Origin of the sequence: Vibrio anguillarum (assembly GCF_001989995.2) — a bacterium.
GTDB lineage: Bacteria > Pseudomonadota > Gammaproteobacteria > Enterobacterales > Vibrionaceae > Vibrio > Vibrio anguillarum.
Window position 1 is genome coordinate 1 of record NZ_JAHGUP010000101.1, and the last position, 21,647, is coordinate 21,647.

The following is a 21,647-nucleotide window of genomic DNA, read 5'->3' on the forward strand; positions in this document are numbered from 1 at the left end:
GTTCATGCGGTTTCCGTAAGATGCTACCCAGTTCAAGCAAGATATGGCGGCTTTGCAAGCCAAAGGCAAAGTTTTTGTTTTGTCACTTGGTGGCGCGGAAGGCAACATTACGCTCAATACTGACAGTGATGAAGCGCACTTTGTTGATAGTTTGACGGCGTTGATCAAAGAGTGGGGTTTTGATGGCTTGGATGTTGATTTAGAAAGTGGTTCTAACTTAATGCATGGCTCGCAAATTCAAGCGCGCTTGGGGCGGGCATTAAAGCAAATTGAAGCCAACATCGGCGGTGATATGTACCTGACCATGGCACCAGAACACCCTTATGTTCAAGGAGGAATGGTGGCTTATAGCGGCATTTGGGGTGCGTATATTCCTATCATCAATGAGGTTCGTGACACACTCGATCTACTTCATGTTCAGCTTTATAACAACGGTGGGTTACCAAACCCTTATCTACCGGGTGCAGCTCCTGAAGGTTCGGTGGATATGATGGTCGCTCAATCAAAAATGCTGTTAGAAGGGTTTGATTTGGCCGATGGTTCACGCTTTGAACCACTGCGTGACGATCAAGTTGCAATCGGTTTGCCTTCTGGCCCGAGCTCTGCCAACTCTGGGCAAGCGCCCACGCAAAACATTCTTGATGCGCTTGACTGCTTAACCAAGGGAACCTCTTGCGCGACGGTGAAACCGAGTTTCAACTACCCTAACTACGGTGGTGTGATGACATGGTCTATTAACTGGGACGAACACGACGGCTACAATTTCTCTAGGCCAATAGGCAACAAACTGACGCAAATGAATAATGCCCAATAAAGGCTAAGTTGGTTTATAACGCAAGAACCCCAGCGCAGTGCTGGGGTTCTTTTTGGCTCGCTGATCATAGCTATCAATAACCACTAGCAATAATCAATAACAAGATCAGTTGTTGGGGTGAAATTGCTCGCACGCCAACAGGGTGTTTTCAATCAAACTGGCCACCGTCATTGGCCCAACACCACCCGGAACAGGGGTGATCAAGCTTGCTTTGGTGCGCGCTACATCGTACTCGACATCGCCAATCAGCTTGCCTGACTCCAAGCGGTTGATGCCCACATCAATCACCACGGCACCTTCTTTAATCCATGCACCGGGAATGAAATTGGGTTTACCAACGGCCACCACCAACAAATCAGCTTGGCGAACATGGTGCTCTAAATCTTTAGTGAAGCGGTGGCATGTGGTTGTGGTACAACCAGCCAGTAGCAGCTCTAACGTCATTGGTCGGCCGACAATATTGGATGCGCCCACAATCACCGCATGTTTACCACGCAGTTGAACGTTATAGCGCTCAAGCAAAGTGATGATCCCTTTGGGCGTGCAAGAGCGCAGTTTAGGAATGCGTTGGGCTAAACGGCCCACATTGTAAGGGTGAAAACCATCGACATCTTTTTCAGGAACAATGCGTTCAAGCACATGGGTTGTGTCAATCCCAGCAGGTAAGGGCAGTTGCACTAAAATGCCGTCAATTTCAGGGTCGGCATTGAGCTTATCGATTAACGCCAGTAGCTCCTCTTCACCTGCAGTTGCTGGAAGATCATAGGATTTAGAAACAAAACCTACTTCTTCACAAGCACGACGTTTGCTGCCGACATACACTTGTGACGCAGGATCTTCTCCCACCAGCACCACCGCTAGCCCCGGAGCTCGAAGGCCCACTTGAGTGCGAGCTTTTACTCGCGCCGCTACTTCAGAGCGAACCGTCTGGGAGATGAGTGTCCCATCAATATTTTGAGCAGTCATGGCTTTCCTTACACATTGGTCGCAAATATTTTTGGGCGCATTGTCGCAGATATTTAAAGTAACATCTATAAGCAAACGTTTGCTTTGTTCTGTTTTTCGTCACATGGTTAGCGAATGGCAGTTTTTTAGGCATTTGAAACAGAATGTTAGAGAAAGCGATTGATTTACGGAGTTCAACTCGTATAATCCTGTCCCTGTAGCGCGCCCTTAGCTCAGCTGGATAGAGCACGTCCCTTCTAAGGATGTGGTCGTAGGTTCGAATCCTACAGGGCGCGCCATTTATTCAAGAAAGCCCCGATAACTCAAAAAGTTGTCGGGGCTTTTGTTTTTCATGTTCATCCGTTCGGTTTTTTACTCCGATGGTACTTTTGTGCAGAGTGTTGATAATTTCATCGCTTTCATCTTATTACATCTTGCTCCTACTGGCCTCGCAAAACGCACCTTCTTAGCTATCCCACGAATATTTTGTGCCACACTCTATGTGAAATTTAATTCATATGGAGGGTGCGTAATGAATCTAACCAAATCTTCTTTAGTGACATGGTTTATCTGTTTTAGCCCAATGGTGGTAAGCCATCAGTTGTATCCTGATGTCGATACTCCACGGCTTAACGAAGCGCAGCTTGCAGAGAGTCAACTGCCATTTTCTCTGATTAGCGATGATGAGTTTGTTTTTCGACCTCATCAACGTCCTTTCAATATTGAAGATTTTATTGGTACCCATCAGCCACATTGGCTTGAGCTTGTCGAGTCAGTTAGCCATTGGGCTGGGGCAACGGGGGTTGATCCTCGAGTGTTATTGACCACTTTAGCGTTATTAGAACAAGAGAGTGCTTTGGATCAAAGCTTGGACGATAGACAGCGGCAGATCAAAGATATTGCGAATCAACTGTCTCAGCGTTTCTATCACTATCAAGAAAGTTCATCGGCTCTTCAATACAATGCTGCGACATTAGCGGTCATGCAGCAATTGAATCGGGTGGATGATTGGGCGTTATGGAAATCGCAATATGAGCTTTGGTTTGGTGCTTTCAGCGAGCCACAAAACACACCAGCTCCTATGCGTATGGGAAACCTCATTGCTTCGCCTAGTGAGGGGTTTATGCAGTGGCCATGGCGCAAAGGGTATCAGTGGATACCTAACGGTACGCATGCGCACAGTGGCTCAGGTTTTCCGCTTTCTTCAATCGACGTTTCTTACGATTGGCCAGCTTGGGGCGCGCCAACTTATAGTGTAACGGCCGCGCATGATGGCTACGTGTCGGTGATGTCTCGGTGCCAACTGCGCGTGACGCATCCAAACGGTTGGGCGACGAACTATTACCATATGGACGGAATCCAAGTCGCGAATAATCAGTGGGTGACGAAAGACAGTAAGTTGGGTGTTTATGCTAACCCGCGTTCCATTGCTTTGTGTGAAGGTGGATCGTCCACCGGCCCTCACTTGCACTTCTCATTGCTTTATCAAGGGCGTTTTCAATCTTTACAAGGTGTGAGTTTTGGGCCATATAAGGTTCAGACTGGGCGATATAGTTACGATAATCATTGCCAATATACATGGCTGTATGACCAACGTAAGCAGCAGAAAGTCTGCTTATGGCAACCTATTTATAATTAAGGTTCACGCTGAAATGTTGTGATGGAAAATGTTGGTGCAAGGTTCTCTTACACCAACATTCATTTTGTGCTCAACCGATTTGTTGTGTCGTGAGCCGATCACTGACTTATCGTTCTTTAACGACGAAACGAACGGTTACGTGCGGAACGCTCTTTATGGGCAGAAGCCGCTTTAGCCTGTGAGTTTAAAATGGAATCAACCGTCAGCTCCATTGGCTCTTTAGGTTTGAGGCCATGTGGGAAAGTGCGCGCGCGCGGTGGCAGATCATATTCTTCAGCTGAAGCGCGTGGCATACGTTTAAAGCGATATAGGTAGAAGTTTTCTACTTTCTCTCTCGCCCAATCGGTTTTATTGAGATATTTCACGCTGCTGGCAACCGATGGGTTGGTATGGAAGCAGTTAAAACGCATTGCCGTATCGAGAATATCCCAACCGTAAAAATCCACTAGTTCTTGCAGTAATGTTTCTAACTTAAGACCGTGTAATGGGTTATTTCTTTGTAATTCAATTCTTTCTTCTTCAGTCATCATAACGAGTTCCTAAGTAGTTCACTAACCGAGGCCAGCAGGGGTGTATGGTTTTCGTTGGTTTTTTATTCAAACAACGTGGCATCACGAATGATCATCTCTTAACACGCTAGTTGAAGGGGCCGCATTCTAACAGAATTCAGTGACCCTCCCTAAGATTATCGTGCGGAAGATCAGCGTTGTTTTATTGGTCAGATTTTTCTGCGTTCAATAAAAAGGACATAGCGCTTAAAGAGCTTGGATTGTCGTCTTTACACAGATTTACTTGTTACTTCATCTACTTTACGTTGTGATTGTTACTCTTAGATAACCTTTCTATTTAAGTGGTTATTGTAATGAGCAGAGTAAGCAAAACGGTATTGATTGTGATGGTGGTTGCCTCGGTATTATGGATGCAAGCCGAGCCAACGCTTTTGGTGTCTGAAAACCTCTTCAAGTGGCGATCGGCTTTTATCCAGTGGTCAGGCATTTTGGCCATTGTGGCGATGTCATTGGCTATGGTACTGGCGCTTCGTTTGCCCCTTGTTGAACAGTGGACACAAGGAATCGATAAAGGCTATCGGATACACAAATGGCTGGGCATTTCGGCCATGTTGCTTGGTTTATTTCACTGGCTTTGTTACCAGATACCGAAATGGATGATCGCACTTGAGCTCCTGACTAAACCTAATCGGCTCAATGGCTCTGGCCCACAGGGGAACTTGTCGGGTTTTGCGCTTTGGGTAAAAGAGATGCGCCCGATTGGGTTAGCCATTGGCGAGTGGGGGTTCTACTCATTATTGCTGCTGGTGGGGGTATCACTGTGGCTAACCATTAAATACAAACCGTTTCGCTTATCGCACCGTTTGATGGCGGTGGTGTACCTTTTGCTGGCTGGGCATTCGGTATTATTGTTGAAAAAGGCGTATTGGGGCTGGCCGATTTATTGGTTAGTGTTGATGTTTATTGCGCTTGGCTCGGCGGCAGCAATCTACAGTTTGCTTGGATTTGTGGGCCGAAATGCACGTTATTCAGCGAAGATTAGCGCATGCCACTACTGTGCAGCGAACCAAACGTTAGATTTAAGAATTAAGATGGAGAAAGCTTGGCCCGGACATAAAGCAGGGCAGTTTGCTTATTTGAGTTTTGTTGGCGAAGAGCCACATCCGTTTACTATTGCTTCGTACAATAAGGCTAATGAGCTGCGATTTTTGATCAAAGAGCTTGGCGATTTTACCACTGGCCTTCACAAGAGAATTACCGTGGGTGAGCCGATTGAGGTCGAAGGCCCATATGGACGATTTGAGTTTTATAGTGATAGGCCACAAGTCTGGATTGGTGGCGGTGTCGGCATCGCTCCATTTATGGCTGGGTTAGATTATTTACACTCGCTAAAAACGCATCCGGCTACTTATCTGTTTTTCTGCTGCCACCATGCAGAGCAAGCCCTGTGTGATGAGCTTAAGCAGAAAGCATTGCGTGCAGGTGCCTCCCTCACCGTGATTGATTCAAGCATTGACCCGCATTTATCTGCCGAGACTATTGCTCGCCAGTGTGGTGATTTAAGCGGTTTTGAGTTTTTCTTTTGTGGCCCTGTTGCCTTTTCACGGACTTTAAAACAGGCGTTGAAGCCTTACCATGTAGACGTTGAAACTCAGTTCCATGAAGAGTTGTTTATGATGCGTTGAGTATTTGTTGTGAAATGACCAAGCCCAATGTTTTTTACGAATGACAGCACGAATGACAGCCTGAATAACAGATAATGACCTTGCGAAAAAGAATAGATAAATCAAGTCACTTACTTGAATAAAATTCATATTGCACTTCAATGTTATTCACTATGATTTTGCTCACAGAATGTTTCAATGGCACTGACCAATAAAGCATTATGGATACGATATTATGAGCAAATTAACCCTTCTTGATGGTGGTATGGGGCGTGAATTAAAAAGAATTGGCGCTCCTTTTTCTCAGCCACTTTGGAGCGCGCAAGCGCTGATTGAATCTCCACAACATGTTCGTTTAGCTCACCAAGGATTTATTGATAGCGGTGCCGACATCATCACGGTGAATAGCTATGCGTGTGTCCCTTTTCACTTGGGCGAGTCACTATATCAAACCGATGGTGCAAGGTTGGCGAGCTTAGCCGCGCAGATTGCTGCGGAAGTAGCACAACAGTCAGAACGTCCGATTTTAGTGGCGGGTTCTATGCCACCGGCGATGGGAAGCTATCGGCCTGATCTCTTTCAAGCCGAAGTCGCGCGAGCGATTTCACTCACTTTGTATCAAGCACAAGATCCTTATGTGGACGTCTGGTTGGCGGAGACGATTGCCAGTTTAGAAGAGTTGAGCATGATTCAATCGGTGTTTGCCTCATCAACCAAGCCTTGCTATTACGCACTGACTCTGAAAGATGACACTAATATCGCACAATTGCGTTCTGGGCAGTCGGTCTCTGAAGCGGCAGAACAAATCTGCTCTGCGGGTGGGGCGGGCATTTTCTTTAACTGCTCAATACCTGAGGTGATGGCTGATGCCATTCAACAGGCGAAAACCGTGTTGGAAGGCCGAGCGCAAAAGATTGAAATCGGCGTTTATGCAAACAGTTTTACGCCGATTAAATCGGATCACGCTGCCAACGAAACCGTACAAGCCATGCGTGAGTTTAGTGCAGAAGATTATCTCGCATTTGCCAAGCAGTGGTATGCCCTTGGTGCAACCGTGATCGGCGGATGTTGCGGCATCACCCCTCGCCATATTCAAGCACTTTATGAATGGAGGCGCAGTTTTGAAAAATCTTAATTATGGATTGGCTTTTCCTGCGATTGCGTTAGTGCTTGTTTTGTTAACGGTATCTGCGCTTTATCCAGCCACCTCTCAAGCGATGGCGGCGCAAGCTATGGGCTGGGTGAGCCACTGGTTTGGCTGGTTAGTACAGATGGCAAGTTTGGCGTTAGTGGTTTTTTTACTGTGGCTGGCGTGTTCGAAATATGGCCGCATTCGTTTAGGTGAAGAAAAAACCGAATACAGTAATTTTTCTTATGGCGGGATGATTTTTACCGCTGGCGTCGGGGCGTCACTCATTTACTGGGCGATAGGTGAACCGATGTATTACTTACAATCGCCGCCGTTATTTGCTGAGCCCAATAGTTATCCTGCTGCGGCATGGGCCGTTACCTACTCTATTTTTCATTGGGGCATTACAGGCTGGGCGATTTACTGCTTTCCAGCGATTCCGTTTGCTTACGCATTTTATGTACAAAAAAAGCGCACGTTAAAAGTTTCCAGTTTGTGTTCTTCGGTAGTGGGTGACCATCCTTTGGTGGCAAAAAGTATCGATCTATTGTCGATTTTTGGTACGTTGGCCGCGTTTGCTAGCTCGCTGGCCTTAACTGTGACCTTGGTCAGCGCCGGTGTGGCAGAGCTGTTACAGATTGAGAATAGCCTTGGCTTACAAGGCGCAATCATTGTGCTTTTTGTGGCTGCGTTAGTGGCTGTGATGGGGGTTGGTTTTAACCAAGGTATCAACGCGATTTCTAACTGGACAGTCAGCATGGCGGTGTTGTTTGCCCTGTTTGTATTATTGGCGACTCAACCTTCTTTCATTCTTAATAGTTTCACTGACTCATTGGGCGTGATGTTGGATAATTTCTTTAGAATGTCATTGTGGACAGACCCTGTTCAGCAAAGTGGTTTTGCACAAGGCTGGACTCAGTACTATTGGTTTTGGTATTACGCGTACTTGATTATGATGGGCCTATTCATCACGCGAATTTCTCGTGGACGAACGATTCGTGAAGTAGTTTTGTACACCATCTCGATGGGCGCTTTGGGCTGCGCATTTTTTATCTCCATTTTTGGTGGCTATGCGGTGTGGGCTCAAATGTTGGGCGGTTTACCCGTTCAGGGCTGGATGGCGGAAGGTGGCTTAACCTACGCAGTGGTTTCATTGATAAAAACCTTGCCTGGGGGAAATGGGGTGCTTGGGCTATTTCTGCTCATTCAGTTTTTATTGATGCTGACCACTATGTCCAGTGCGAGTGTTGCGACGGCGATGCTCACCACCAATGAATTGGCTTTGAATGGTGATCCCGATAACCGAGTAAAATTACTTTGGGCCTGTGCGATTGGGCTGATCAGTTTAAGTGTATTTTTGGCTGGGGGAGGGATTGAAACCATTAAGTCGCTTTGTGTGGTCGCAGGCCTTCCTATGATGTTCATTTACGCCATCATGCTCAAAACCTTTTTACATACTTTAGGTATTTTGCCCAATCAGCATGAGCGGGAATCTGATCAAGAACCCGTGTTAATGAAAGTCACTTAAAGCAAGCCTTAACCTTATAGCCTTTAGCAAAATAAGCCAGCACGATGAAGATGCTGGCTTGTTGTATTGAAAGAAGACCAATGACTCTCTTTGAGGTTTAAATATTATTGAGAACCATGAAATGGGTCGAAAGTGGGGTGAAGTTGATCATCACATAGCTCTCTTGTTCGTTGACGAAGAGCGTCAGCGTTTGTTGATTTAGCGGGTCGAATAGAGTGTGCTCACCACTGGTTAACTGCCAATAAGTGGTCAATGCTTTAGGTAAATGCAGTTTTACGGTTTTGCCACTTGTGGCACTGAAGTTTGCTGCGATGATCAGCTTTTGTGATGGGTTAGAGCGAGCAAAGGCAAATAAGCCATCTTGTTGGTCGGAGAAGTGTTCAACATTGGCGGAGTACAGATCATGATATTCACCGGTCAGTGCGGGGCTCTGTTTGACTAAATTCAGTAATGTTGAGTAGAAATGGCGCAGCTGTTTCTCGCTCTCGTTTAATTGGCCACCATCAAATGCGCCGTTATTCATCCATTTTTGGTGTTGTGGGACACCGATATAGTCAAAAATAGAGGTGCGAGAAGGCTGCCCAAAGCCAGCATGTTCCGCTCCTGGTTCGCCCACTTCTTGCCCAAAATAAAGCAAGGTCGGTGAGCTGGATAAACAGGCTGAAATCAACATGGCTGGGCGTGCTTTATGTGCTTCCCCTGCAAATTCAGGCGAGGCAATTCTCTGCTCGTCATGGTTTTCCAAGAAATGCAGCATGTGATGCTCAATGTCGCGCAGTTGATGTTCAATACGCCCAATCTCTTTAGTTGAACCGTGTCCTTGCATGATGGCTTTGAGACTATCGTAAAGGTCGACTTTGTCGTACAGATAGTCCATTTTCCCGATCTGGATGTAATCGCGGTATAAATTTGGCTGATACACCTCTGCCATTAAAAAAGCATCGGGGTTGTGTAGTTTAATTGCCGAGTTGAGATAGCTCCAAAATTCAATCGGTACCATTTCGGCCATATCATAACGAAAGCCATCGACGCCTTTATCGATCCAATAAAGAGCGATATCCCGAAATTTACGCCATGAATCCGGAACGCTTTTGTCTTGCCAGAAAACGGCGTGTTCAAGGTGAGATAGAAAACGGTATTGCTGCGGAAGTTCGGCAAAATCTTTGCTTCCATCCGGTTTGATGCCGTAGTTTATTTTGACGGTTTCATACCAATCATCGATGTTCGGCTTGGCCAAACGAGATCCATTGCCTGTCCATTTTGCGGGGTGTTCGTAAAACGGGGTGGCTAAATCTGGGTGGCATTCACCGCCCAACGGTAGCAATGAGGTGGGAATATCTGGCAGTTTAAAGGAGGTGTCGGGTAGGTAATAGAAGTTATTGTCCCTGGTGTATTGCACACTGGTATCATCATTTTCACCAAAATCATTGACTCCGACAGGGTTATTGAGCCCTTGATATTGGCGCGCCACGTGGTTAGGGACAATGTCGATGATGACTTTCATGCCCGCTTGGTGTGTACGCTTAATCAAGGCTTCAAATTCGTGATTACGCTGAGCTGGGTCGTCGGCTAAATCAGGGTTTATCGAATAGTAGTCTTTAATGGCGTAAGGCGAGCCCGCTCTACCTTTGACAACACTTGGGTGATCATTCTCTATTCCCCATGCACGGTAATCACCCACCAGTGCGTGATGTAAAACACCGGTATACCAAATATGAGTGATCCCAAGTTGATGAATTGCATTGAGTGCATCGTCAGTGAAGTCACTTAATTTACCGACGCCATTTTGTTCTTTCGTTGCCCAAGGTGTGTTGCAACGGTTTGTATTACCGAATAAGCGCGTGAAAACTTGATAGATAGTGTATTTGTTGTAAGCCATAACGTGTCAACCTAAGCGATGATGGGATGCGAGAAATAGGAGATGAGTTGCAGGCTAATAGAAGTTGATGAAGACAGAATCATCCTTGAGTAGTGATTTTGGGGCGTAGAGAGAAAGAAGGCGTAAAAGTGTGATGCGGGAATGGTTTAGTCAACAAAATCCCACCGGGCGGTGGGATTTGTAAAGAAACATTATGCTTATGAGCGTTTTTCTTGTTTAGGGCGAGGGCTACGACGCGGTGCACTTGAGTGCTCGTTATCACGCTTTTTCAAGTGGTAATTTAAAATGGAAATAGGCACGTCTTTTTTCGGTGTGAAACCTTCAATTTCTTTACGCACAAGCAAATGTCCTAAGCGGCTTTCAATCATGCACAAGTTTTTAAAATCATCGCGTGATACGAGAGAAATTGCTTCACCGGTTGCACCAGCACGACCGGTTCGTCCAATACGGTGAATGTAGTTCTCCGCAGGATAAGGCAAGTCGTAATTCACCACTCTTTCTAAGTTATCAATATCAATACCGCGCGCGGCAACGCCCGTTGCAATCAAAAATTGCAGTTTACCTGCTTTGAAATCGGCTAATAATTTTTCACGAACTTCTTGGCTACGGCCACTGTGAAACGCCTCTGCCGCAATGCCACGCTTTTCCAGTTGGCTCGCCAGCTTTGCCGCACCGTGTTTGGTTTCGATGAAAATCATCGCCTGTTGCCATTGGTTTTCAGTAATCAAATGGCTCAGTAGTGCAGATTTTTGATCTTTATCGACAGTGATAATCCACTGCTCGATTTGATTTGGCGTGCGGTTGTAACCAGCGACATCAATTTCAATCGGATCATTAATGGCTGATTTGGCCAACTCACGCACTGGACGAGAAAGGGTCGCCGAAAACAGTAAGTTCTGACGGTTTAGTGGCAGGCGATCAACAATTTTATTGATGTCTTCAATGAAACCCATGTCGAGCATGCGGTCAGCTTCATCCATCACCAACACTTCAAGCTCATCAAAATGAACGGCGCGTTGGCCATACATATCAAGCAAGCGCCCCGGCGTGGCGATCAAAATATCCACCCCTTCAATCAAGCGTTGTTTTTGTTTTTGCGAATCGACACCGCCGTACATCGCAAGGCAGGTTAAGGGCAGATACTTTGCGTATTGAGTGACGTTCTCTTCCACTTGCAGAGCCAATTCGCGAGTGGGCGCTAAAATTAATGCGCGAACACGTTTGGCGCGCTGAGTTGTTCCTTGACTAAGCATCTGCAAAATGGGCAGTACAAAGCTAGCGGTTTTACCCGTGCCGGTTTGCGCTGCCGCAATGACATTTTTACCCGTCAAAATGGCTGGGATTGCCTGTTCTTGAATCGGTGTTGGGGCAGAATAGCCGAGTTCGTGAACGGCTTTTAAGATTGGATCGCTCAATCCTAGGTTGGAAAATGGCATGCGGGCTCTCAGAGTTAAAAAGTCAAAACAGTTAGCAAGCGATGGCTTTCTCATCGTAAGGCGCTACGCCCTAATACTTTGAGTGCAACTCATCGCAAATTCGGCGCATTCTAGCATGAACTTTTCAAATGCGGTGAGATACCTCAGTGTCAGCGATTGTCTCCTTATTCAGAATAGCGCCTCGTTGCCGAGTCACTAATATGAGATACCAATAAGATTGTTATCAATGAGTGCAGGGAGTTGGATTGGCATCACAGAGCTTTTAGAACAAGTGGGATCTATTTTCGATATATTAACCTTACTTATTTGTCAGGGAATAGATTCATGGAATATCAGCAGCTACCGATTCAGTATACTGTGGTGAGTGCGTTAAAATTAGTCCAAAAAAATTGGCTGACTCTCATGCTGCAATCTTCACCTTTTTTGGTAGTGAATCTCTATTTCACGATTGGTGTTGTTGACTTTGATGATCCACAACAGTTGTTCACATTAACGAATGTCATTGTTTATGTGCTTTATACGGTAACGGCGGCGATGGCGACAGTGCGCTTGCATCGTTTGGTTCTGTTGGGTGAAAAATCTTGCCGTTTGAGCACGATTTTTTACTTAAGTTCGCGTGAATTGCGCTTTATTGGATGGTGGGCTGCGTTAGGCGCTATGCTGTTTGCCATTCTAATCATACCCATGTTTATCATTGGCTCGCTGGCAAATATAGTGACTATGCCAATGTGGTTAATCCAGCTTTGTACCTATGCAGCAATGCTGCCTATTGGCTGGTTTATCTCCCGCTGGTCATTAGTTTTGCCAGCAACAGCACTAGATCATCAACCTAGAGGTTTGAGTGTCGCGTGGCAAATGTCAAAGCCCCACGCCAAAGCACTATTTGTGCTGATAGGTGTGATCCCCATGCTTATCAACGCACTACTACAGCCCTTGTTTAATCTGCATTTTCTGCCATTGACATTACTATTGTCACTCGTCTGGTTAGTGGTTTGTGCGGTTGAGATTTGTGTGTTGTCGCTCAGCTTTCAGTGGATTGTGCAGCGAGAAGCGATTACCCAGAACCAAGAGTTACGCATTCCTGAATTTACCGCTTAAACAAGCCCTGTATTCACACAGGGCTTGATGAGGATTGAACGGTATTACTACTCACAAGGTGGTGATAGGTGGATTAACGCTAAGCCGCCTAACGAGGTTTCACGATATTTCCGATTCATATCTTTCCCCGTCTGGTACATGGTCTCAATCACTTTATCTAGAGAAATTAAGCATTTGCTGGTCCGTTTTAGGGCCATGCGTGAAGCGTTAATCGCTTTCACGGCTCCCATTGCATTGCGTTCGATGCAAGGGACTTGAACTAAGCCACCCATTGGGTCGCATGTCATACCCAATGAATGCTCCATGGCAATTTCAGCCGCCATGCAAATTTGTTCGTTGCTGCCACCTCTTAGCGCGGTCAACCCTGCCGCTGCCATTGAGGAAGAGACTCCAATCTCCCCTTGACAGCCTACTTCGGCCCCCGAAATAGAAGCATTGGTTTTGTACAAAATACCAATAGCGCCAGCCACGGCGAGAAAATCTTTCAACTGCTTAGTGTCAAGCTCTCGGATAAAGCGGTGGTAATACATTAATACGGCGGGTATCACTCCTGCCGCGCCATTGGTTGGCGAGGTGACCACTTGCCCTCCCGCTGCATTTTCTTCACTGACCGCGAAAGCAAACAGGTTAATCCAGTCCATGATCTCCATTGGGTCACTTTCAATCGCCGCGTTAGCTTCCAGCTTTTTGAGCAGTGCTGGTGCGCGGCGCGTGACATGCAACCCACCTTCGAGAATGCCTTCCGTTTCAAAGCCGCGCTGCATGCAGAGCGACATCACTTTCCAGATTTGATCGGCTTTGTGGTTAATCGTTTCAAGGTCATGAAATGCTATTTCATTGCGCAAAACGAGGCTACCTAAACTCAAGCCATGTTTTTCAGCTTTAAAGAGTAATTCATCAGCAGAAGTAAAAGGAAATTCGACCTCCACGGGTGCATTTGCACTACCGTGTTCTAACTCTTTGGCAGTAGCAACAAAGCCGCCTCCCACTGAGTAGTAAGTTTCAAAGGCTAACGTTTCTCCTTGCGCTCCCAAAGCGGTAATCGTCATGCCATTTTCATGCAAGGGAAGATTAGTATTTTGGAAGAGGAGGTCTGTTTTTAGCTGGAATGGAATGAGCTGTTTTCCCGCTAAATTAAGCTCGCCGTGTTCAATAGCATGCGCTAGCGCTTGATTGGCGCTGGTGATTTTGATGGTGTCAGGCTTATTGCCCAGCAGGCCTAATATCACGGCGCGATCCGTGTGGTGGCCACGTCCTGTAAGTGATAATGAACCGTAAAGGTCAATCTGCACTCTTGCCACTTGCGTTAAATCAGCAATGATTTGGCTAAATTGATAGCCCGCAATCATTGGCCCATTGGTGTGTGAGCTAGAAGGGCCCACGCCAATTTTAAAAATATCAAAAATGGATAACATCGACTTCACCTTGAATGTGACCTGTAATAGGTGACAACTTTGCCTAATAATACCCTAGTCTAGAGCTCAAGTATTTGCTAACGTGCAAAAGTCTAACCAAAAACCATATTATGAGGACTTCGCATGTCGATTTGGGATCAAGTAACACTGCACACTCGCTATGGTGAATTACCCTCGGCTTTTTATTCTCCAGTGAACCCAGCGCCTTTAGACAATGTGCGTTGGGTTGCTTGGAATGCCTCACTGGCTGGCGATTTGTCTTTACCAGCACAACCTAATGATGAGCTACTGCACGGCCTGTCTGGCCAAGTTATTCCCGCGCAATTTAAGCCATTAGCGATGAAATACGCGGGCCATCAATTTGGTATTTATAACCCTGATTTGGGTGATGGCCGTGGCTTACTACTGGCCGAAATCGAGAGCAAAACAGGCGAAGTGTATGATCTGCATTTGAAAGGTGCAGGGCTTACGCCTTATTCGCGTATGGGGGATGGCCGAGCCGTACTGCGCTCCACTATTCGCGAATACTTGTGTAGTGAGGCGATGGCGGGTCTTGGGATTGCGACCACAAGAGCATTAGCGATGATGAGCAGTGACACGCCTGTTTATCGAGAAAAACAAGAGCGAGGTGCGTTGCTGGTACGCGTTGCACAGAGCCATATTCGCTTTGGCCATTTTGAACATTTTTTCTATACCAACCAATTAGCAGAGCAAAAGCAACTGGCTGATAAAGTGATTGAGTGGCATTACCCTGATTGCCTTACACAAGAAAAACCTTATGCGGCCATGTTTAGTCAGATTGTTGAGCGTACTGCTAAGATGATTGCCGATTGGCAAGCGGTTGGATTTGCCCATGGTGTGATGAATACCGACAACATGTCTATCCTCGGTCAAACCTTTGACTACGGTCCTTTTGCTTTTCTCGACGATTATGAACCGACTTATATTGGCAATCACTCCGATTATCAAGGCCGCTACGCGTTTGATCAGCAGCCGCGCGTGGCGTTGTGGAACCTGTCCGCTTTAGCGCATGCATTGTCACCGTTAGTTGAAAGAAGCGATTTGGAAGCGGCACTCGCCCAGTTTGAAGCACAGCTCGGCCGTTATTTTAGCCAGCAAATGCGTCGTAAATTGGGGTTGTTGACCTCTCTGCCCGGTGATTCTGTGTTGTTTGAGCAAATGTTTAAGTTATTAACCAAAAATCACACCGACTACACTCGCTTTTTCCGGCAACTATCCAACTTGGATCGAGAAGGGGAGCAACTGGTATTGGATCTCTTTATTGACCGCGCTGCCGCTCAGTCTTGGCTTGAACAGTATCTGGCTCGTTGTGAGCGAGAAATTGACAGTTCGGGGAATGCGATTTCGATTGATCAGCGCTGCACAGAGATGAGAAAAGTGAATCCGAAATATATTTTGCGTAATTATTTGGCTCAACAAGCGATCGATAAAGCAGAACAAGGTAATTACCAACAAGTGCACCAATTAGCACAATTATTAGCCAGCCCTTATGCCGAACAGCCGGAAAAGAGTCATTTTGCCCAGCTCCCTCCTGAATGGGGGAAAAAAATGGAAATCAGTTGTTCCTCATAAGTAACGCATTTTGTGATCTCTATCTAGACAGAATTCAAACTTTACATAAATATCAATAATCAAAAAAATGACCTATAGCTACACTAGGCCGATCAGTTGAAAATATGGATAGTGGACATGCAGGTAAGAACGCGCATTCTAGTCGTGGATGATGACGAAGAGATTCGGCAATTATTAGATGAGTACTTGACGAAGTCTGGTTTTGATATCGTCACCACCGCGGATGGCATCGAGCTATTAGCCTATTTGGAACGTAACAGTTATCCCGATCTTATTTTGTTGGATGTGATGATGCCCGGAGACGATGGTTTTACTTTATGCCAAAAAATCCGTCGTCATTCGAACGTTCCTATCATTATGTTGACCGCGGTTTCTGATGAAACTGACCAAATCATTGGTTTAGAAATTGGCGCGGATGATTATGTGGCGAAACCTTTTAACCCGCGTCAGTTAATGGCGCGCATCAAGGCTTTGCTGCGCCGGGTACAAGTCAATGATGAAAAAACAACCGATGCGCTGCCCAAACAAATTACGTTTGGTGATTGGCAACTCGATACCTTGTCACACCGAATTACACATCTAGAGCGTGCCGATGAGCATGACTTGTCAGGCAGTGATTTTGCATTACTGATGCTGTTTTTAACCCGGCCTAAGGAAGTGCTTGATCGCGATACCATCTCATTTGCTACTCGTGGACGTGAAGCGCTCCCTTTTGAGCGAGGTATCGACGTGCAACTTAGCCGTTTACGTCAGCGATTGGGTGATAGTGCAAAATACCCTCACTATATTAAAACCATGCGTGGCAACGGTTATATTCTGGCCGTTCCGGTCAGTTACGGCCATTAAAAATGACGCTAAGACGTCTCTTTTCACGCTTAAAACCCAACTCTCTTGTCTCACGAACACTGCTGCTGACTTTGTTGGCGGTGGTTATAGCGCAGGGCATTGCAACGGCGATTTGGTACAGCCAATCTAAACAAAAAGAGTTGGAAGGGATCAGTTCCGTTTCTTCTAGCATGGCAGGTATGTTTGCTTCCACCGTGACCTTTTTTCAATCACTGCCCGTCAAGTATCGGCATATCGTGCTGGATCAAATTCGCAATATGGGGGGAACCCGTTTTTTTGTCTCATTCAATAAAGAGCCATTGACTGTGGAGCCGATTATCGATACGCCGCTCAAGCGAGCTTCAGTCGATGCGGTGAGGGAAGTGTTGCAACAAAAGCTCAATAACGTTGAGAGTATTCAAGTTGAATTTACCAAACCAGAACATTTGCGGTTACTAAAAAACGATATTTTTCTCAGCGACTTACCCAAGTCGTGGGCCTACCATACACTCACACTTGAACCGCTAAACCCGCCAGTGCTGGTGGTGCAAATCGAACTCTCAAGCCATGAATGGGTTTACGTGGCGGCGCTACTTCCCGCTCCATACGTGAAATTGGATGACACTCTACTAAGAAAAGAGCAGATCTTATTTCTCTTTTTTTCCACCACCATTTTGTTAGCGTTGACCTACTTGCTTATGCGCCGCCAAGTTCGGCCACTGAGAAATTTAGCCAAAGCGGCGAATGAGATGAGTATGGATATTGCCCAGCGTCCCTTGCGTGAAGAGGGGGCGACAGAATTGATCACAGCGACCCGCGCATTCAATCGTATGCAGCAACGAATTCGACGTTACGTGGCCGATAGAGAGCATCTGTTTTCGGCCATCTCTCATGATTTAAAAACACCCATCACCCGCTTACGCCTAAGGGCTGAATTGCTCGAAAGCGATGTTAAGCGCGAAAAATTTAACCGCGATCTCGATGAGCTAGAGATGATGGTTAAAGGGGCATTGCAGTGCGTGCGAGATACCGATTTACACGAAAATAACAGCAGTATTGATCTCAATGAGATGATTCAGACGATTGCTGAAGGGTACAACTTAACTCGCCAAGTGGTCCATTTTACGCCTACACAGCTTGAACCGATAATCGCTAAGCCTTTAGCTATTCAACGAGTATTGACAAACTTGATTGGCAATGGCGTGAAGTATGGTCAGCAAGTGTGGGTGAAGTTGGAAGAAAATCCAGAGTGGGTGGTTATCACCATTCAAGACCAAGGCCACGGTCTTGGTCTTGGAATATGCCGAAGTATTTTACATGGACACGGCGGAGATCTCATTTTACGCAATCCAGCTCATGGTGGTCTGGAAGCACAAGTCTTTATCCCACCTACGTTAGCGGTGTAGTGTAACGCTTTCGTTACGTTAAAATTACGGTTTGTTTCAACGAAAAAAATTTTCTTTGATTAGACTAGTAGGTAAACGATCAGCACTTTAATGGTTAATAAAAGTTTGCGAATCAGGTTTGCCGAATCAAAACCAAGGAAGATGATGATGAAATTCCATAACACTCTGCTTGCTTTATCTTTCCTCTCTGCCTCTTTCATTCCTTCGACTCACGCTGGTGAAGTGGAAGTACTCCATTGGTGGACTTCCGGTGGTGAAGCCAAGTCGATAGCTGTGCTCACCGAAATGTTGGAGCAGCAAGGCCATAGTTGGAAAGATTTCGCTGTCGCAGGTGGTGGTGGTGAAAGTGCCATGACGGTATTGAAAACGCGCGCGGTGTCGGGTAACCCACCGTCGGCGGCTCAAATTAAAGGACACGATATTCAAGAATGGGCGGGGCTTGGTTTTCTCACGAATCTTAATGATGTAGCCAAACAGGGTGGTTGGGATGAAGTCGTACCACCGATGATCACCAATGTCATGAAGTGGAATGGCCAGTATGTGGCCGTGCCAGTTAACGTGCATCGCGTCAACTGGTTGTGGGTTAACCCTGCGGTACTGGCTAAAGTGGGTGCTAAAGTGCCAACCACGTTAGACGATTTTTTTGTTGCGGGCGATAAGATCAAAGCCGCGGGTTATGTGCCACTGGCGCACGGTGGTCAACCTTGGCAAGACGCGACGGTTTTTGAAACGGTGGCGTTGAGCGTTCTTGGCTCACAAGATTACGTGAAAGCATTTGTTGAGCTTGATATGGCTGTGCTCGCGGGCGACAAAATGGTTAACGTGTTCAGCCAGTTTAAAAAAGTTCATGACTACATTGATGTTAACTCTCCAGGCCGTGATTGGAACGTTGCGACTTCAATGGTGATAAATGGTGAAGCGGCGATGCAGATCATGGGCGACTGGGCAAAAGGTGAGTTTACCGCAGCGGGCAAAGTTGCGGGTAAAGATTACCTGTGCGTGGCCGCGCCAGGTACGGCCGATCAATTTATCCATAATGTCGATAGTTTTGTCTTTTTTGAGCTAACTGATGCGGACAATAAGCAGGCGCAAAAAGCGCTAGCCGCCACGATCCTAGATCCTAAATTCCAAGAGGTATTTAACCTCAACAAAGGCTCGATTCCGGTACGCACAGATATGAATATGTCAAAATTTGATCAGTGCGCGTTGGACTCAATGGCGGCCTTTAAAGCGACGGCTAAGTCCAACAACCTTGTGCCCAGTATTGCCCATGGTATGTCGACAACCAGCTATGCCCAAGGCGCGATTTTTGATGTCGTAACGAACTTCTTTAATGATCCGAAAGCGGATCCAAAACAAGCAGCACAAAAACTAGCGAAAGCGGTGAAAGCTGCAATGTAGCCCTAACCCCCAGAGTGGGTAGGTTTTTTAGCCTGCCTGCTCACCCTCTTCTTGTAGCACACCACTTTCTGTGTGCTACTAACATAATCTGTCGGTTCTAACCAATTAGCGCGCTCTCCGATAAAGAGCTCGGGGGGAGTGCCCAAACTAGGCTTGCTGTTTGGGCGGAGGGTGCGCTTCCTTCCTGTTTCACATTTTTTTGTCATTCTCATCGCCGCCCTTTGATGGATTTAGCTGGGTGTCATTTCTCACCCAAAATTCATATTCCTTGGGTCATTTTCTACCCATTTTTGCTTTCTATCATAAGATTCTATGGGTTGTTGTTAACTGAATAGTTGGCGACACCTTATGGTTACTGGCTTGTTAATGGAATGTGTCATGTTGGCTTGTTAATTGCCTTATAGAAAACAACCAGCACCCATTGATGGGGCTGATATGTTCAATCAAGGAGAATAATAATGTTAAAGCCACTGACTTTGCTGACCGCTTCCATTCTTGCTGTAACCAGTTTTAATGCGGCCGCAAATTGCGACCCCGGCGAAATCGTCATTAAGTTTAGCCACGTCACGAATACAGATAAGCACCCTAAAGGTATTGCGGCTTCGCTGCTTGAAGAGCGTGTTAATAAGGAGATGAATGGTAAGGCTTGCCTACAAGTTTTCCCTAATTCAACCTTATACGATGACGATAAAGTATTGGAAGCCATGCTAAACGGCGATGTGCAGCTAGCGGCGCCTTCATTATCAAAATTTGAAAAATTCACCAAAAAATTCCGTATTTTTGACCTGCCATTCCTATTTGAGGATGTGGACGCCGTTGACCGTTTCCAAAACTCGGCTGACGGTGAAAAACTGAAAAATTCAATGACACGTCGTGGTGTAAAAGGGTTGGAGTTTTGGCATAACGGTATGAAACAGATGTCAGCCAATAAACCTCTACTCGTTCCGGCGGATGCAAAAGGATTAAAGTTCCGCGTGCAAGCATCTGATGTACTGGTGGCTCAGTTTGAGCAGCTTGGTGCAAACCCGCAAAAAATGTCTTTTGCAGAAGTGTATGGCGGTTTGCAAACCAAAGTTATTGATGGTCAAGAAAATACATGGTCCAACATTTACGGTAAGAAATTCTTTGAAGTGCAAGATGGCATTACCGAAACCGATCACGGCATTTTGGACTACCTAGTGGTGACATCGAGCAAGTGGTGGGACAGCCTACCAGCCGACGTGCGTGACCAGTTCGCGACCATTTTAAAAGAAGTCACTGAAGCGCGTAATGCGGAATCAAATAAAGTCGAGCTCCAAAATAGACAATACGTGTTGGAAGCCGGAGGCGTGATCCGCACTCTCACACCTGAACAGCGCCAGCAATGGGTTACAACGCTGAAGCCTGTGTGGCAGAAATTTGAAAAAGACATCGGTTCAGATTTGATTGAGGCAGCGCTGGCTTCAAACAAATAATCAGCCTCCAACCCCACCTTGCGTGGTGGGGTTGGACTCAACGCGTTTATTGCTCGTCTCATTGATAACTAACCTGAAGCCGTGCGGTGACCTTGAGTCAATTCCGATAATTACTATGAGAGCGATGTATCACATGGAACACTCTTTTTTCTCTAAAGTCGGCCGATTTACCGATGCGATTGAAGAAATGCTGATTGCATTCTTCTTGGGCTCGATGACCTTATTAACGTTCGTTAACGTTGTTTATCGCTATGTTTTTAACGGCAACATTTTATGGGCATTGGAATTAACCGTGTTCATGTTTGCATGGATGGTACTGGTTGGTGCGTCCTATGGGGTAAAGAAACACTTTCACATCGGAGTTGATGTGGTCATTAATATGGTGCCTGCAACCATGCGAAAAGTGTCTGCACTAGTCGCGGTGGCTTGTTGTTTAACCTTTTCTATTTTACTGCTCATCGGTTCGTGGAATTACTGGTATCCGTTTGCGACTGAGCGTGCTTGGTATGAAACCGACGATATTCCTATGCCGGAAATGCTGCAATTTCTCTCCGATTGGCTCAATGAAGGGGAGCGCTATGAAAAAATGCCGCGCTTTATTCCATACATGGCATTGCCTATCGGGATGGGATTACTCACTTTTCGCTTTTTACAAATCGCCTATCAAATTCTCAGCGGTAAGTTAGACAGAATGATTTCTGGCCATGAAGCCGAGGAAGATCTTGAAGCGCTCAAAGCGGAAATGGCACAAGTGAGCGAGACCATGTTAGAGCCGAACCGCGAAGCGACCCCGCCTATTGATTCTCGCAAGGAGCGTTAATTCATGGATATTTTACTGCTGTTTGTTATGGTCATCGGCTTTATGTTAGTCGGTGTACCCATTGCTATCTCGCTCGGATTATCCAGCGTTCT

17 protein-coding genes and 1 tRNA gene are annotated in these 21,647 nt (G+C 46.2%); 13 read left to right on the forward strand and 5 right to left on the reverse strand.

Annotated elements, in window-relative coordinates:
• Positions 1–43: 43 nt before the first annotated feature.
• Positions 44–814 carry a chitinase gene (locus PL85_RS16625; protein ID WP_234826559.1) on the forward strand — a complete coding sequence of 257 codons (771 nt, stop codon included), beginning with the start codon at positions 44–46 and terminating at the stop codon, positions 812–814.
• A 105-nt stretch (positions 815–919) separates the two neighbouring features.
• On the opposite strand, the gene folD is transcribed toward PL85_RS16625, so the two are convergent.
• The gene (gene folD, locus PL85_RS16630) at positions 920–1,780 is read right to left on the reverse strand and encodes a bifunctional methylenetetrahydrofolate dehydrogenase/methenyltetrahydrofolate cyclohydrolase FolD (protein ID WP_010317168.1); all 861 of its coding nucleotides are present in this window, start codon (positions 1,778–1,780) and stop codon (positions 920–922) included.
• A 201-nt stretch (positions 1,781–1,981) separates the two neighbouring features.
• Here folD and PL85_RS16635 point away from each other — a divergent pair.
• Positions 1,982–2,058: transfer RNA gene (locus PL85_RS16635), tRNA-Arg, on the forward strand.
• A gap of 233 nt (positions 2,059–2,291) precedes the next feature.
• Positions 2,292–3,398 carry a M23 family metallopeptidase gene (locus tag PL85_RS16640; RefSeq protein ID WP_115339665.1) on the forward strand — a complete coding sequence of 369 codons (1,107 nt, stop codon included), beginning with the start codon at positions 2,292–2,294 and terminating at the stop codon, positions 3,396–3,398.
• Positions 3,399–3,514: 116 nt separating this feature from the next.
• Here PL85_RS16640 and PL85_RS16645 read toward each other — a convergent pair whose 3' ends face one another.
• Complete coding sequence (locus PL85_RS16645; protein WP_013857204.1) at positions 3,515–3,928, reverse strand: VF530 family protein; 414 nt, start codon at positions 3,926–3,928, stop codon at positions 3,515–3,517.
• A 332-nt stretch (positions 3,929–4,260) separates the two neighbouring features.
• Between PL85_RS16645 and PL85_RS16650 the strand changes: the two genes are divergently transcribed.
• The 3 genes from PL85_RS16650 to PL85_RS16660 all read left to right on the forward strand — a co-directional run bounded on the left by PL85_RS16650 (position 4,261) and on the right by PL85_RS16660 (position 8,228).
• A complete protein-coding gene (locus PL85_RS16650) occupies positions 4,261–5,592 on the forward strand; it encodes a ferredoxin reductase family protein (RefSeq protein ID WP_174223823.1) in 1,332 nt (443 codons plus the stop codon).
• A gap of 214 nt (positions 5,593–5,806) precedes the next feature.
• Positions 5,807–6,706 (forward strand): homocysteine S-methyltransferase family protein, encoded by a 900-nt coding sequence (locus tag PL85_RS16655; RefSeq protein WP_010317152.1) that lies wholly within the window; start codon positions 5,807–5,809, stop codon positions 6,704–6,706.
• A complete protein-coding gene (locus PL85_RS16660) occupies positions 6,693–8,228 on the forward strand; it encodes a BCCT family transporter (RefSeq protein WP_115339667.1) in 1,536 nt (511 codons plus the stop codon). The genes PL85_RS16655 and PL85_RS16660 overlap by 14 nt, the downstream gene beginning before the upstream one ends.
• 97 nt (positions 8,229–8,325) lie before the next feature.
• On the opposite strand, the gene PL85_RS16665 is transcribed toward PL85_RS16660, so the two are convergent.
• Complete coding sequence (locus tag PL85_RS16665; protein ID WP_115339668.1) at positions 8,326–10,107, reverse strand: alpha-amylase family protein; 1,782 nt, start codon at positions 10,105–10,107, stop codon at positions 8,326–8,328.
• 197 nt (positions 10,108–10,304) lie between these two features.
• On the reverse strand, positions 10,305–11,543 hold the full coding sequence (locus PL85_RS16670; protein ID WP_026028635.1) for a DEAD/DEAH box helicase: 1,239 nt from the start codon (positions 11,541–11,543) through the stop codon (positions 10,305–10,307).
• 324 nt (positions 11,544–11,867) lie between these two features.
• Here PL85_RS16670 and PL85_RS16675 point away from each other — a divergent pair, with 324 nt between their 5' ends.
• Positions 11,868–12,641 (forward strand): hypothetical protein, encoded by a 774-nt coding sequence (locus tag PL85_RS16675; protein ID WP_019282010.1) that lies wholly within the window; start codon positions 11,868–11,870, stop codon positions 12,639–12,641.
• Positions 12,642–12,688: 47 nt separating this feature from the next.
• Here PL85_RS16675 and PL85_RS16680 read toward each other — a convergent pair whose 3' ends face one another.
• A complete protein-coding gene (locus PL85_RS16680) occupies positions 12,689–14,056 on the reverse strand; it encodes an L-serine ammonia-lyase (RefSeq protein WP_029388180.1) in 1,368 nt (455 codons plus the stop codon).
• A gap of 123 nt (positions 14,057–14,179) precedes the next feature.
• Between PL85_RS16680 and PL85_RS16685 the strand changes: the two genes are divergently transcribed.
• The 6 genes from PL85_RS16685 (at position 14,180) to PL85_RS16710 (ending at position 21,555) form a co-directional block, all read left to right on the forward strand.
• On the forward strand, positions 14,180–15,649 hold the full coding sequence (locus tag PL85_RS16685; protein WP_115339669.1) for a protein adenylyltransferase SelO: 1,470 nt from the start codon (positions 14,180–14,182) through the stop codon (positions 15,647–15,649).
• Positions 15,650–15,766: 117 nt separating this feature from the next.
• Positions 15,767–16,495, forward strand: a complete 729-nt coding sequence (locus tag PL85_RS16690) for a response regulator (protein WP_115339670.1) — start codon at positions 15,767–15,769, stop codon at positions 16,493–16,495.
• Positions 16,496–16,497: 2 nt separating this feature from the next.
• Positions 16,498–17,880 (forward strand): ATP-binding protein, encoded by a 1,383-nt coding sequence (locus PL85_RS16695; protein WP_115339671.1) that lies wholly within the window; start codon positions 16,498–16,500, stop codon positions 17,878–17,880.
• A 147-nt stretch (positions 17,881–18,027) separates the two neighbouring features.
• Positions 18,028–19,281 (forward strand): ABC transporter substrate-binding protein, encoded by a 1,254-nt coding sequence (locus PL85_RS16700; protein WP_088728758.1) that lies wholly within the window; start codon positions 18,028–18,030, stop codon positions 19,279–19,281.
• Between the two features lie 458 nt (positions 19,282–19,739).
• A complete protein-coding gene (locus PL85_RS16705) occupies positions 19,740–20,735 on the forward strand; it encodes a TRAP transporter substrate-binding protein (RefSeq protein ID WP_017044592.1) in 996 nt (331 codons plus the stop codon).
• Between the two features lie 133 nt (positions 20,736–20,868).
• A complete protein-coding gene (locus PL85_RS16710; RefSeq protein WP_026028632.1) occupies positions 20,869–21,555 on the forward strand; it encodes a TRAP transporter small permease in 687 nt (228 codons plus the stop codon).
• Positions 21,556–21,647: the final 92 nt, after the last annotated feature.

Coding starts and splice junctions, on each gene's coding strand:
- PL85_RS16625 (WP_234826559.1), top strand. CDS start 44: ATGGCGGCTTTGCAAGCCAAAGGCAAAGTTTTTGTTTTGTCACTTGGT.
- folD (WP_010317168.1), bottom strand. CDS start 1,780: ATGACTGCTCAAAATATTGATGGGACACTCATCTCCCAGACGGTTCGC.
- PL85_RS16640 (WP_115339665.1), top strand. CDS start 2,292: ATGAATCTAACCAAATCTTCTTTAGTGACATGGTTTATCTGTTTTAGC.
- PL85_RS16645 (WP_013857204.1), bottom strand. CDS start 3,928: ATGATGACTGAAGAAGAAAGAATTGAATTACAAAGAAATAACCCATTA.
- PL85_RS16650 (WP_174223823.1), top strand. CDS start 4,261: ATGAGCAGAGTAAGCAAAACGGTATTGATTGTGATGGTGGTTGCCTCG.
- PL85_RS16655 (WP_010317152.1), top strand. CDS start 5,807: ATGAGCAAATTAACCCTTCTTGATGGTGGTATGGGGCGTGAATTAAAA.
- PL85_RS16665 (WP_115339668.1), bottom strand. CDS start 10,107: ATGGCTTACAACAAATACACTATCTATCAAGTTTTCACGCGCTTATTC.
- PL85_RS16670 (WP_026028635.1), bottom strand. CDS start 11,543: ATGCCATTTTCCAACCTAGGATTGAGCGATCCAATCTTAAAAGCCGTT.
- PL85_RS16675 (WP_019282010.1), top strand. CDS start 11,868: ATGGAATATCAGCAGCTACCGATTCAGTATACTGTGGTGAGTGCGTTA.
- PL85_RS16680 (WP_029388180.1), bottom strand. CDS start 14,056: ATGTTATCCATTTTTGATATTTTTAAAATTGGCGTGGGCCCTTCTAGC.
- PL85_RS16685 (WP_115339669.1), top strand. CDS start 14,180: ATGTCGATTTGGGATCAAGTAACACTGCACACTCGCTATGGTGAATTA.
- PL85_RS16690 (WP_115339670.1), top strand. CDS start 15,767: ATGCAGGTAAGAACGCGCATTCTAGTCGTGGATGATGACGAAGAGATT.
- PL85_RS16695 (WP_115339671.1), top strand. CDS start 16,498: ATGACGCTAAGACGTCTCTTTTCACGCTTAAAACCCAACTCTCTTGTC.
- PL85_RS16700 (WP_088728758.1), top strand. CDS start 18,028: ATGAAATTCCATAACACTCTGCTTGCTTTATCTTTCCTCTCTGCCTCT.
- PL85_RS16705 (WP_017044592.1), top strand. CDS start 19,740: ATGTTAAAGCCACTGACTTTGCTGACCGCTTCCATTCTTGCTGTAACC.
- PL85_RS16710 (WP_026028632.1), top strand. CDS start 20,869: ATGGAACACTCTTTTTTCTCTAAAGTCGGCCGATTTACCGATGCGATT.